The 12,352-nt window shown below is 58.7% G+C and carries 13 protein-coding genes; 5 read left to right on the top strand and 8 right to left on the bottom strand.

The window, feature by feature from the left end; translation table 11 throughout:
* Window positions 1-116: 116 nt before the first annotated feature.
* Complete coding sequence (purB, locus tag LOH53_RS05945) at window positions 117-1,556, bottom strand: adenylosuccinate lyase (protein WP_230066812.1); 1,440 nt, start codon at window positions 1,554-1,556, stop codon at window positions 117-119.
* Window positions 1,557-1,701: 145 nt separating this feature from the next.
* Here purB and LOH53_RS05950 point away from each other — a divergent pair, with 145 nt between their 5' ends.
* Both LOH53_RS05950 and LOH53_RS05955 read left to right on the top strand, forming a co-directional pair.
* A complete protein-coding gene (locus LOH53_RS05950) occupies window positions 1,702-2,052 on the top strand; it encodes a hypothetical protein (RefSeq protein ID WP_230066813.1) in 351 nt (116 codons plus the stop codon).
* Window positions 2,045-3,736: a PGAP1-like alpha/beta domain-containing protein gene (locus tag LOH53_RS05955; protein WP_230066814.1), complete on the top strand. Its 1,692-nt coding sequence runs from the start codon at window positions 2,045-2,047 to the stop codon at window positions 3,734-3,736. The genes LOH53_RS05950 and LOH53_RS05955 overlap by 8 nt, the downstream gene beginning before the upstream one ends.
* Before the next feature lie 35 nt (window positions 3,737-3,771).
* Here LOH53_RS05955 and LOH53_RS05960 read toward each other — a convergent pair whose 3' ends face one another.
* On the bottom strand, window positions 3,772-4,185 hold the full coding sequence (locus tag LOH53_RS05960) for a phage holin family protein (RefSeq protein ID WP_230066815.1): 414 nt from the start codon (window positions 4,183-4,185) through the stop codon (window positions 3,772-3,774).
* A 6-nt stretch (window positions 4,186-4,191) separates the two neighbouring features.
* Here LOH53_RS05960 and LOH53_RS05965 point away from each other — a divergent pair, with 6 nt between their 5' ends.
* The gene (locus LOH53_RS05965; RefSeq protein ID WP_230066816.1) at window positions 4,192-4,383 is read left to right on the top strand and encodes a hypothetical protein; all 192 of its coding nucleotides are present in this window, start codon (window positions 4,192-4,194) and stop codon (window positions 4,381-4,383) included.
* 670 nt (window positions 4,384-5,053) lie between these two features.
* Window positions 5,054-6,256, top strand: a complete 1,203-nt coding sequence (locus LOH53_RS05970) for an IS110 family RNA-guided transposase (RefSeq protein ID WP_230066817.1) — start codon at window positions 5,054-5,056, stop codon at window positions 6,254-6,256.
* A 36-nt stretch (window positions 6,257-6,292) separates the two neighbouring features.
* On the opposite strand, the gene LOH53_RS05975 is transcribed toward LOH53_RS05970, so the two are convergent.
* Window positions 6,293-6,709, bottom strand: a complete 417-nt coding sequence (locus tag LOH53_RS05975) for a ferritin-like domain-containing protein (protein ID WP_230066818.1) — start codon at window positions 6,707-6,709, stop codon at window positions 6,293-6,295.
* A 29-nt stretch (window positions 6,710-6,738) separates the two neighbouring features.
* Between LOH53_RS05975 and LOH53_RS05980 the strand changes: the two genes are divergently transcribed.
* Window positions 6,739-7,221 (top strand): SRPBCC family protein, encoded by a 483-nt coding sequence (locus tag LOH53_RS05980; RefSeq protein WP_230066819.1) that lies wholly within the window; start codon window positions 6,739-6,741, stop codon window positions 7,219-7,221.
* Between the two features lie 757 nt (window positions 7,222-7,978).
* Here LOH53_RS05980 and LOH53_RS05985 read toward each other — a convergent pair.
* The 5 genes from LOH53_RS05985 to LOH53_RS06005 all read right to left on the bottom strand — a co-directional run bounded on the left by LOH53_RS05985 (window position 7,979) and on the right by LOH53_RS06005 (window position 12,345).
* Entirely contained in the window at window positions 7,979-9,499 is a 1,521-nt protein-coding gene (locus LOH53_RS05985; RefSeq protein WP_230066820.1) for a GMC family oxidoreductase, read from the bottom strand.
* Window positions 9,500-9,873: 374 nt separating this feature from the next.
* Window positions 9,874-10,071 carry a recombinase family protein gene (locus LOH53_RS05990; RefSeq protein ID WP_230066821.1) on the bottom strand — a complete coding sequence of 66 codons (198 nt, stop codon included), beginning with the start codon at window positions 10,069-10,071 and terminating at the stop codon, window positions 9,874-9,876.
* Between the two features lie 254 nt (window positions 10,072-10,325).
* On the bottom strand, window positions 10,326-10,736 hold the full coding sequence (locus LOH53_RS05995; RefSeq protein ID WP_230066822.1) for a rhodanese-like domain-containing protein: 411 nt from the start codon (window positions 10,734-10,736) through the stop codon (window positions 10,326-10,328).
* Window positions 10,736-11,368, bottom strand: a complete 633-nt coding sequence (locus LOH53_RS06000) for a bifunctional 4-hydroxy-2-oxoglutarate aldolase/2-dehydro-3-deoxy-phosphogluconate aldolase (RefSeq protein ID WP_230066823.1) — start codon at window positions 11,366-11,368, stop codon at window positions 10,736-10,738. The genes LOH53_RS05995 and LOH53_RS06000 overlap by 1 nt, the downstream gene beginning before the upstream one ends.
* A 35-nt stretch (window positions 11,369-11,403) precedes the next feature.
* On the bottom strand, window positions 11,404-12,345 hold the full coding sequence (locus LOH53_RS06005) for a sugar kinase (RefSeq protein WP_230066824.1): 942 nt from the start codon (window positions 12,343-12,345) through the stop codon (window positions 11,404-11,406).
* Window positions 12,346-12,352 lie beyond the last annotated feature (7 nt).

Genomic DNA, 12,352 nt, shown 5'->3' on the forward strand with positions numbered 1-12,352 from the left:
CGCTTGATACTCAGCTGGCACCCGGCCGCGCTTGAGAGCGCTAGCCGGGTGACGCCGTCGTACTTCACCGTTTGTCTTGCCAGCATCCGCGCATCAGGGCATTGGCTTTGGAACCGCTATTTCAGGTGGTCCACCAAGGACTCAGCGATACCGATGTATTTCCCCGGGGTAAGTGCCAGCAGACGATCCTGGGCCTGGGCGGACAAACCCAAACTCGAGACGAACTCCTGCATCCGGGCAGCATCCACGCGGTGACCGCGCGTGAGGTCCTTCAGACGCTCGTAGGGATCTTCCATGCCGGGAACCCCGGCAATGGCCTCGGCTCGCATGACCATCTGGATAGCTTCGGCCAACACTTCCCAGTTATGGTCCAGGTCGTCGGCCAGCACGGCCTCGGCGCTGTCCAGCCGGCCCAAGCCACCCAGGACGTTGTTGATAGCTAGAAGGGAGTGGCCAAAGGCTACGCCAATATTGCGCTGGCTGGAGGAGTCTGTGAGGTCCCGCTGCCAGCGGCTGGTCACCAGTGTGGCGCCCAAGGTGTCCAAGAGAGCGTTGGAGATCTCCAGGTTGGCCTCCGCGTTTTCGAAGCGGATCGGGTTCACCTTGTGCGGCATGGTTGAGGAGCCTGTGGCGCCGGGAACTGGGATCTGGATGAAGTAGCCAATGGAAATGTAGCTCCACACATCTGTGCAGAGATTGTGCAGAATACGGTTGAAGCGGGCCATGTCCGCATAGAGCTCAGCTTGCCAGTCGTGCGATTCGATCTGCGTGGTGAGCGGGTTCCAGGTCAGGCCAAGGCTCTCAACAAAGCCCTTGGCAACGTCCTGCCAGTCAGCGGCCGGGACCGATGCGTAGTGGGCGGCGTAAGTGCCCGTCGCGCCGTTGATTTTGCCCAAAAATTCGGTTTTAGCAATTCGGTCCAGCTGGCGTGTCAAACGGTGCGCGGTGACAGCTAGTTCTTTGCCCAACGTGGTGGGGGTTGCGGGCTGGCCATGCGTGCGCGAGAGCATTGGCAGGGCGCGGTTTTCCTCTGCCATGGAGGCGATCTTCGCGACGACGGCGCGGGCGGCGGGCAGCCATACATCTTGGACCGCGCCCTTGATGCCCACGGCGTAGGAGAGATTGTTGATGTCCTCGCTGGTGCAGCCAAAGTGGACCAGTGGCTTGAGGCGCTCCAGACCCAAATCCGCCAGATGGTTGCCGATGAAATACTCCACAGCCTTGACATCGTGGACCGTGACCTTCTCGATGGCGGCCAGCTCGTTGATGGAATCGGCATCAAATTCCGTAACAATGGCACGTAAGCCGGATTGTTGCTCCGCGGTCAGAGGCTCGGCGCCCGAAAGCACACGGTTGGTAGCCAAGTGAATGAACCATTCGACTTCTACTCCCACGCGGTCCCGGTTCAGGGCAGCTTCGGAAAGGTAATCGACCAGCGGCGCTACGGCACCCGCATAGCGGCCGTCAAGCGGGCCCAGAGCGATCTTTTCCCTTGATGTGGCCAATGACAAACGGCCGGACGGAATACGGGCAGGTGCGGTGGCGGAATCAGACATGTCTCAATTCTTTCATGAACAGCCAAGTCCTCCACAGCGGGGTCTGTGGGGACGCCTCTCCACATACTTTTTGGCTCCATGGCGGAGGGCTGCTGGGGATACCTAGGCTGAAGAACGACGGCGGCAATAGGAGGTGGTGGGGGAGATGAATATAGGAGAGGTAAACCCCTGGCGGAGCGATCCCGTGCAGTGCCGCGTTCCCACGGCGGAGTGGAATAGCGGGACATCACCGGGGGACGTTGCAGCATTGTCAGCCCGGATCGGCCGTCTGGGCGAGGAAATCGAGGGGGTTCGGCAAAGGTTGCTCTTGGCAGCGTCCTTGGACTGGCAATCCGCGGCGGCAACAGCCTTCAGAGCACAATCCCAAGCTTTGGCGGGTGATCTCACCGGCACCTGTACTTCTGTTAGAGAAGCGTCTGCCTGGGTGTCCAGCTATGCCAGGGCACTTGAGGCACTCGGTGAGACGGTAACAAGATGGGGCGGTGGTGATGGCTGATAGCAGCGAGTCTGCGACGGGGTTCTCCATCACTGGTGGGTTTGGACGGGTGCAATTCACGTTGGCTGAGATCGAGGCGACGGCACAGGGGATAGCCCTGGTGGGAAGCGAGTTAAGCGAGATTGCTTCCACGCTCAGTGCAGAGCTCACGTGGCTGGCCGACTTCTGTGAAAAGGTAGCGGCTGTTAGAAGCATTGAGGCGAGTTCCACTTATTTCTATTCCGCGCAGGCAATCTACGCTTTGCGATCCGCTTCTTTAGCGGCGTCGACTTGCCACGGGGCCGTGACCGAACTGGCCGCTCATGCAAGAGATGCCGCGCGGCGCTATGCTGACGCCGAAGCTGGCGTGGTTGCTATCGAGCAGATCAAGCGAAGCCAGGCTGTTCAGGATGGCACGGCCGCCTCAGGATGGGGGCTTCTGGCGCCCCTGAAAATGGGGTGGCAAACCTGGGACGTACTGCGCGACGGGCACCGGGACGGGATGCGCGGCAAAGCCGAAGACATACTCAACGACGGCCCGGCCTTTCTGTTGGGCCTTTTGGGTCCCTCCGTGGGCCTCGGGTATTTGTTGACGCATAGAAACTACGCGGGCCGAGGTACGAGCGGAGTGGTTCCAGCAGACGCCGTAAGGAAGACGTTTGACTGGACGGGGCTAAGCACACCCGGCCATCTAAGAATTCGCCAGGTTTCGCCTGCGGAATGGAACGAGGAAACGCGTACTTGGCCCCCTGGCCATGCACTTCCCGGGCTAGAAGAGGGCGTGGCGGGCGTTGTCGACTCCAGCTTCAAAGGGGTCCTCTCTGGCAGCCGTGATGCGTACGGCTACCCACCCGGGTCTATCGGCGTTTACCAACTGGACCGGCCTGACGGCTCGCACGCCTGGATGGTCAATTTGCCGGGCACTGAGGATTGGTCCACGGTGGACAGCACCAATCCTTGGGACCTGGAGGGCGATCTTGAAGGAATGACGGCAGCACACAAGGAGCTGTTTGCTCAACGCCAGAACATGATCCAAGAATTCATCAAAGAAGCCTTGCGAACCGTCGGCGCCCTCCCCACGGACGATGTCATGATCACCGGGCACAGCGGAGGAGGTATTCAGGCGGCTGCAGCAGCCGCGGATCCGGCATTCTTGGCCCAGGTCAACGTCAAGGTCATCGTCATGGCCGGCTCGCCAGCCCGAAATCAGAACATCGCACCTGGAATTGACGTCCTGGATCTGGAAAATGAGCATGACATTGTTACGGCGGCAGACTATGGTCCGGCGCCAACTACCGATCATTGGGTGACCGTGACCTCGCATCGGCCGGGGGCGGTTGGCGGTGTGAAAGACGCCCACAGCCTTGAGAACTATCTTGACGATGCCGCAGCTCTTGACCAGAGCCACGATCCAGGTATTTCCGGGTTGCGGGCGGCAGTGAACAACTTTATGGCTCCGGTCATCCCGGGTGGGGCGGTCAACGTTAAAAAGTTTGTTTTCCAAGGAACGGACAAGAACGGACCGCCGCCGCAAAGAAATACTACGGGTAAGCCTCTTCCAAAGCTCCCTGAACCCGGTGTGCCACGAGGGGGCAACCCACTGGAGCCAGAACAGAGTGATCAGGATGAGGAGGGGAGCCGTTCACATTATGGTCTAAACCGCGGCACACCCCTGTGGGAGAGGCCCGGGTGGGGGCAGAAATGAGGCCTCAACGCGAAACGCTGGCGCCACGGGCGTGGCTATCGGCGAGTGTTTGATCCGGCAAGACCACTCATCAGCATGGAGACAAAACTGATGATGAGTGCAGCAAGAATGGCCGTCCAAAAAAATGAATCAATCGTGAAGTGAACGGGGGTGTAGGAGCTTAGCCAAGCCGTAAGCCAGAGCATGGCGGCATTGATAACGATGGTGAACAGACCCAGCGTCAGGATGGTCACTGGCAAGGAAAGGACCTTCAGGACAGGCCTCACGAGGGCGTTGACGATGCCAAAGACCACGCCAAGAAAGATGAAGGCCACTACGGTGTTCACTGTTGCGTTGGACGTTTCCAGCCCGCTGGCCCCGGTAGGAGCGATGTTGACTCCCGGCAGGAGCCACGCGGCAACCCACAGTGCCACGGCATTGATGAGGACACGAACCACTATCTTCTTCATGGCTCCATGGTTTCACAGTCCGGCACTCCCATGGATTCTGCGGTGACTGTTTTGCTCGCTGCTCTTGTCGATGACGCGGTCACGTGGAATGCGGGGACTGCTCTGGCTATTGGGTATGGACTTGCAGGGACACCCCAACGCGGTCCGTTGGTGGCAACGGCGGGCACAAATGCAGGACAGATATCTGGCTCTTCGTAGTTAGGGAGTTCCTGAATCCGCGCGCATTCCGCCGGGTGGTTTCGACGGCTACGATGGCGGCTTAGGTAGGCCCATTCGAGGTGCTTTGGGGTTTAGAGTAGGCCAGTACTTCTTCGTGAAGTTAACAAGCCACAAGTGGTTCACGCCACTCTAAATTGCAGCTTCGTTAAATCTGGAAGGAAGACTAGTGAGCAGAAATCGCATGGATTTATCCGTCGGGTCTGCCCTTGTCTCTTGAACCCATGGGTTTCCAGGCGATTAGGTTATGAGACACTTCAGGGCCATTTCTGGTTCACCCGAGGGGATACTGGCTAAGAGTTGAGAGTTAACGGTCAGAACCGTAAAAAAGGAAATCTGGCGGTCGGGTTGACCGACAGTAGATGCCTGTAAGGGGAACGCCACTCGGGACCGGTACTCCCTTACGTTCTAAGTGGTGGGTTTGAGGGCGTTGTAGGCTCTTGACCACCCCAGGATGTTGGGTATGGCTTCGGTACTCCAGCCCCATACGGATGGCTTCTCTAGGATGGCCGCCTGGCATCTTTCGATGGCCTTGACCGCTGATTGAGAAACGCGGCCTGTTCCCCGAGAACGGGTATCGCTTTGTAAGGGAGCGTCGGGAGGGTTCGTTGACGGGGTAACGCCAGCACGTACCGTTGAAAGGAGCTTTGACATGGCCGGGTTTTGGGCTGGAATTGATGCTGGAAAGTCCCACCATCATTGTGTCGTGATTGATCAGGACGGGAAGAAACTTCTCTCTCGGAAGATCAGTAACAGTGAGGGCGATGTCCTTGATCTTATCGGCGCTGTTCTCTCAGTAGCTGCTGGTCAACACGTTCAGTGGGCGACCGATATGCGCAGGGGCTGCTCAACCCTGCTGCTCAGTGTGCTCTTTGGCCACGACCAACAAGTGGTCTACATCCCGGGCAAATCACTCCATCACGCCTCCTACTCATACCGGGGAGAGGGCAAGACGGACGCTAAAGATGCGGCAATCATCGCTGACCAGGCACGTATCCGCACTGATCTGTACCCGATCAATGGTGCACACGAAACAGAAACCGAGCTACGGCTACTGCTAGCGCACCGGTCCGATCTGGCCGCGGACAGGACCCGTGCGATCAACCGGCTTCGGGCAACCCTGTCCGAATACTTCCCTGCTCTTGAAGCAGAGTTCGACTACGCCCAGTCACAAGTAGCTCTTACCCTGTTGACGAGGTATCAGACCCCGGACGGCATCAGGCGCTCCGGGATTGCCCGGATCGGTGCCTGGCTGCGCTCTCAAGGATGTCGCACTGGTGCAGGAGTAGCCCAGCGAGCTCACCACGCAGCAACGCAACAGCACACCACGGTCACTGCCCAGTCCATTGCGGCAGCCCTCGTGGCTAAACTTGCCGCCCAAGTCCTGGCACTCGATGAGGAATTGAAACAACTCGGAACCCAGATCGAAGAACGTTTCCGTCAACATCCCGACGCGGAGAACTTGCTTTCCGTTCCGGGATTCGGGCCGCTGCTCAGCGCTGAATTTCTCGCACAGACTGGAGGGGACATGGCCGTTTTTGCCTCGGCCGACCGGCTTGCCGCCGTCGCCGGCCTGGCACCGGTACCCCGTGATTCCGGGCGGATCAGCGGGAATCTCCACCGTCCGAAACGGTACAACCGGCGTCTCTTACGCGCCTGCTACATGGCTGCGGATGTCGCTTCACGCAGCTGCCCGATTTCAAGGTCCTATTACCTGCGAAAACGCGCAGAAGGCAAGACCCATAAGCAAGCCGTCTTGGCCCTAGCCCGCCGCCGGATCAACGTCCTCTGGGCCATCCTCCGCGACCATGTTCCCTACCAACCCGCCAACCCCACACACATCAAAACCGCTTGACAAAACACATTGAGATCCTAGAGCTGGCCATAGGGGCTACGGGAGGTCGACTTTCTCAAAGCTTTTGTACAGGTCGCCGGCTTGGTGAGTGAGGAACGGAATTGGTAGCGGGTGTGGGCTTGCCATGTGGCGGTGTCGGCCAGTTTTTTTGTTGCGGTTGGCCACGCCGTTGAGCACGATGGGCTGGTCATCATCGGTGCGGCCATCGACGGCGTCCCGGAGGTTTGAGATGTTCATCGTTGGCGCTGCCAGGCCCATCTCCAACAGGGTGATGCGGATGATGCCGGCATGGTAGGCCTCCACGGCAAGGATCCGGGCGGCCGCACTGAGGTAGATCCTTTTGGTCACCAGCGGCAAGGCACCGTTGTAGGCGGTGACGCCCACGTCCTCGAAGACACAAGCTCCAAGGAGGAAGTTTTGTTCGTTCGCGTAAGGGGGTGGGGGGCTTGCCATTCATTTGCAGACTGCGTCATGCTGGGGCCATGACTGATAACGAAGGAAGAATTACTGTTGCCCGGCTGTTCGATGCCCCGGCGAAGGAAATCTTCAAGGTATTGAGCAATCCAGCCAACCATGCAGAGCTCGATGGCTCCGCTATGGTGCAGTCCGACGAGAAATCGGACAGGATCACCGCTGTGGGCCAAGTCTTTACCATGAACATGTATCTTGAAAAGCTCGGCGGGGAGTACCAGACGGACAACCATGTGGTCGGATATGACGTAAACAAACTGCTGGCCTGGAAAACGGCGGAGTCCGGAAAAGAGCCCGCAGGATGGCAATGGATATGGGAGCTGGAGGCGCAATCACCGGAATCCACCAGCGTCTCGCTCACCTATGATTGGAGCCAGGTCACGGACAAGGATGTGCTGGGGCATATTTCCTTCCCCCTGGTCCAGGCGCACCAGTTGGAGGGGTCGCTTGGGAAGCTGGCCGAAAAAGTGGCCGGACCGCACCACACGGACTAACTACGGCAGCTGTTTCCCAATCCCACTGGGCTAGGGTGCTGATTCGAAGTCCAACGGTCGCACTCAACGCCTACCCTGTAGGTGGTCATCGGTCAGGTAAGAGTTCCAAGGGTGGAATCCACCTACATTGACGCCGATAAAGCGAGAACCACCATCTCCATCACCCTGGGCCGGAGTCGTGAAGGACGGTCCTCCACCGGAGCATGTGCAGGCCGCTTTGGAAAATCTCGAAACTGGCAGGCTCCGCAGGAGAGGCATTTCCGTATACCCAGTCCGACTCAAAGCCCGGTGAAGGTGCGGCAGATTTTATCTGTCAACTCAACACATTAGCCGTCTCGAATCCCATAGGATACGAGACGCTACAAAATCTAAGCCCGACACCGAGGGCGCGGCCAGCAGGCGCTGCGGGCGGGAATCGATCGTTCAAAAAGCTTGTTCCGCACGCACAGGCCTGCCGGCACTTTCGGCGCAACTATTGGTACACGCAAGTTACGTGGAATCCCGGCATGTTTCACGAATGGCCGCTTCTCAGTGGGGGAGTGTCTCGGTTCCTTGGAAATGAGATATTCTCATTGGCACTTCCGCGCATTGATTAGCGCCGTGTGGTGCGACGGGGGCCCGGCTGGTCCATGAAAAGAGGCACGCTTTCATCTCGTTACTCCGCCCTCTGGGACGAAGTAACCATCGCCAAAGCACTAATTCCCACGAGGTATATGTGCAGCTGCACGTAGAGACATTTCCCGGCTTGGCCACTAAATTACGAGCCCACGAGCACGTGCGCTAGGCGTTCTCCGATCATGACGGATGGGGCATTGGTGTTTCCCGTGGGTATTAGGGGCATGATCGAGGCATCGGCAATACGCACCCCGGACAGACCATGGACTCTGAATGTGCCGGGGTCGACGACGGAAAGTGCGTCAACCCCCATCTTGCACGTGCCGACCTGGTGGTGATAAGTCACCACTGATTCACGGACGTATTGTTCCAACTCATCGTCAGAAATTCCGGGCCCGGGATAAATTTCTTCCGGTTCCCATCCTGCCAAGGCTTGGGTGCGCCCAATCTCACGGCACTGGCGAACGGACGCCACTAAGGCATCCACGTCGGCCTGCTCCGAGAGGGCGCCCAGATCAATCAGAAGCGGATTCTGCTCGCCGGGGCCGCTGAGGGTGATCTCCCCACGGCTCTGTGGCCGAACCAAACCGCCGAGCATGGAAAAAGCGTTGTCGGGCCCGGTCATTTCTCCTTGTGCGTAGTCCTGGGAATACATGGGAACTGAGAAGAAGATCGGCTGGGTGTCTGCTACGGGAAGATCGGGATGGCTCTTGGCAAAGAAGTGGACCTCGGCTGGCGCAACATCACCCATGGGGACCGGCTTGGCTTTGGTGGTGAAGATGACGGGAGAGAGAAGGTGGTCCTGTAGGTTCTTTCCGACACCGGGCAAATCGTGAACCGCTTGGATTCCGGCATCACGCAATTCCGCGGCTGGACCAATCCCTGAACGCAGTAGTATTTCTGGGGTGTTGATGGCTCCCGCTGACAGGATGGTTTCCCCGGCCTGAATCATCTGTCTGCTGCCCTTATGATCGAACTCGACGCCGGTCACGTGACCATCCGCAATGAGAAGGCGGCGCACATGGGCGCCTGTAAGTAGAGTCAGGTTTGGGTGCTCCGCTACCGGTTTTAGGTAGGCATGCCAGGTGTTGAAGCGTTTGCCATCGCGGACGTTTAGTTGCATGCGCGAGACGCCCTCCACGCTCCCGGAGTTGTAATCCTCATTGAATGCAATGCCAATTTCTTGCGCACCGGCCAGCATGTCTTCCTGGATGGGGTTGCGCGCAAAGTCTTGGACAACATCGAGTAACCCTGAGCCGCCATGTGTTTTCGAGGATCCGCCGTCGAAGTTTTCGATGGTCTTGTAGAAAGGCAGTACGTCATCCCATCCCCATCCTGGGCATCCTGACTTTTCCCAGTTGGTGTAATCCCAGCGGTCACCACGGACCCATATGGTGGCATTGAGAGCATGGGATCCACCCATGACCTTTCCGCGGGGTAGGTGAATACGCCGTCCGGCGCATCCTGCCTGCTCGGTGGTGTAGTAGTCCCAATCCTGTTCACTATGCCAGAGCATGCCTAGGTTGTAGAGCGGGGGGATGTTCGGATTGATGTCGTAGTCTCCGGCCTCAAGAACAGCAATTCGTTTTCCTGCGTCCAGCAATCTGCGGGCAATAACGTTGCCCGCAGAACCTGCGCCAATGAGAACGTAATCAAATTCCATATTCGTTGTCCTATCGTGTAGCTACCTTATGATCTGGGACTGGCCCGACTTACTTCATTCGCTCGGGTGCGCGTTCTAGGTCATGAACTGAACGTTGGGGGCATGCTTTGGAATGCCCCACCTCTAATGTGACTAGGATCACAAGTTGGAAGCTTGGCTTTGCGCGCATAGCTCTTGCCAATAGGCGCCAAGTGTTCCGGCGGAATGGGGCTGGACCTACTTCGTGCCGCCGCCAATAACGCCCTGAACGTGACGGAATCGGATGTTATCCGGGTTCCAGGGTGAGGTAGCGGTAGACTGTGGCGCGGCTTGCTCCGATGATTTTGCCGATGTCGGCTGCTTGCAGTTCTTGTTTTTGAGTACGTTGGCTAGTTTCACCTTGAGGTGGGAAGCCGTGACTCTTGGCGTCGTGCTTTGCGGCCGTGGGCGGCCGCGATGGCCATACCGGCTTTGGTCCCGCTGATCCCATGGTCTCGGCAGATCCGTTCACAACCGGTAGCTTCCAGCTCCCGAATCTGCATCTCGGTTTCCTGGTCCACGGTGCTCACCCGGGCGCATCCAAGACGCGTCATGAACTTCCGACCGTACTTTCTTGTCGGAGGTTATTTTTCCCTGATGTTGAGAATAGCGGGATGAGACACATTGTTGGGATTTCTAGGGTTTCACGCAAACCACGGGTACTCGGCGATTCAGGGCGATTAGCATCATCAGATGTTGGCTCAGGGGAGTGACGGCTGGTTGTCCCATCAATGGTTCCTTTGATGAGATTTATAGTCGGATGTGGGTCACTGGGCCACCACGCGCAATCGGTAGTTGCGTCCGGGGACTAGTGTGTCTCAGCGGTGACGAGTGGGTCCGGTTCAGGGTAGCTTATTGTTCCTGCCATCTCTATTGCGAAACCGTTCCGTACCCAGTACTCGTAGCCGCCAATCAGCTCGCGGACGTCGAAATCTGCCGCGAGCAGTCGGTGTGCGGTGTTCGTTGCACCGTTGCAGCCCGGGCCCCACCCGTAAATGATCAGGCAGCGGTCGTGGGGGAGGGTGTCCGGGAGGGTATCCAGCGCATCTGCAGGCAAATGCAGCGCGCCGGTTATATGGCCGTGGTCCCACGATTGCTGTTTACGGCTGTCGATGATTACCGCGGAGCCGCTGGCTTGAGCGCCAGCGGCCGCCACTGCATCGATCTCGTAGGCGAGCTTTGCTTCGATGAACGCGAGCATCTCGGTGCGGGTGGGCATTACTGCCTTGCCGACCCGCGGGGGCTATCATTGCCTAGCAGCGTTGCGAGCCGAGGGAGCTGGTCAGGGTCTTCAAGGGCCGAACCCACGGCGACAACGCGTGCTCCCGCAGCCAGGAACGTACCCGCGTTGGCAGCATCCATACCGCCGGTTGTGACAAATTTGGCCTGTGGGAAAGGACCGTGCATTGCCTTTATCCATTGGGTGCCCAACACGGAGGCAGGGAACGCTTTGAGCCACGTCAGCCCGGACTTCAGTGCCAGCTGGACCTCTGTGGCGGATCCAACCCCTGGCATCGGGGGCATCCCTGACTCCGAGGATGCCCGAACGACCTCCAAGTCGAAACCCGGGCTGACAGTGAAGGAAGCCCCCGCGGCGGCAGCTAGACGAACGTGTTCAATAGAGACCACGGTGCCCGCGCCCACCGCTTTTCCGCGTTCACGTGCCGCCGTAGCAACAGCTTTCAGGGCACTGACGTCTTCCTCCGTCTGGATGGGGATTTCGACGACGTCGATGCCAAGGTCCCAGGCTATCGTCGCGACAGCGAGGCTTCGTTCTGTGCCCATGCCGCGAAGAATTGCCATCAGTGGTGCAGTAGTGAATATCTCGCTGAACTGCGCGTTTTCAGTCATTTCTTTGCTCTGTCCTTAGAATGCGTGAATTTTGGTTAGATTTTGCTGGTTTGGGTGGGAACCGGTTCGGCGATGAAGTCACTGGTGGAAAGCAGTACGAGCCGCGCGCGTTCGTGGCCTGCCCGCAATCGAACGGCGGTGGGATCTCCTCGAAGAGCCGCAGAGAGGTACCCCGCGGCAAAGGCGTCACCGGCTCCTACGGCCTCGATCACCTCGGTGGGGATGGCCGGTTCGAACGCCCGTGTCCCGGCGCTGAATTCGGTTGCCCCCACATCGCCGTCCTTGATGATGAGCCGCCCGGTGTCCGGCAGGATCGCGTGGACGTCTTCCGGCGTGACGCAGTCCCACAGTGACTGTGCTTCGTCCAGGCCGACAAAGACAATGTCTGCCCGGTTGGCCAGGGAGAGTAGTGCCGGTGCCGCTGCGCCGGCACGCCAGAGTGAGGGCCGGTAGTTGACGTCGAAGCTCAGTGACGCGCCGCTTCCGGCAACCCGTTCGAACACGGCCTCGACAAGATCGGCGCAGGATGACGAGAGTGCTGACGTAATTCCGGACAGGTGAACAATCTCGGCCTGTTCAAGTGGCACGGACGCCACCGTTGAGGGACCCATTCGAGAGGCCGCTGAATCGCGGCGGTAGTAAAGCACACCGCGTCCGGGGTCCTTGAAATAGACCCCGGTAGAAGCATCTGGATTGTTGGTCACCCATCGAACGTCGACTCCGTGGCGTTCGATGGATGTTCGGATGCGGCGGCCGAGAACGTCCTCACCCAACACGCTCACCCATGCCGAGGGAATGCCAAGGTGTGCGGCGTGGCTGGCCACATTCGACTCTGCGCCACCCGGATGAAGACTCAGTTTTGATGCCGTTGCCAACGGTTCGGCGTGCTCGGGGGTGAGCATCATCATCGTCTCGCCAATGGTGATCAGACGTGGAATGGGTCCGGCGGTTGCCGTTGCCCGTGCAGTGTGTGGCATCGATATC

It is taken from the genome of Arthrobacter cryoconiti (genome assembly GCF_020905375.1).
Lineage (GTDB): Bacteria > Actinomycetota > Actinomycetes > Actinomycetales > Micrococcaceae > Specibacter > Specibacter cryoconiti.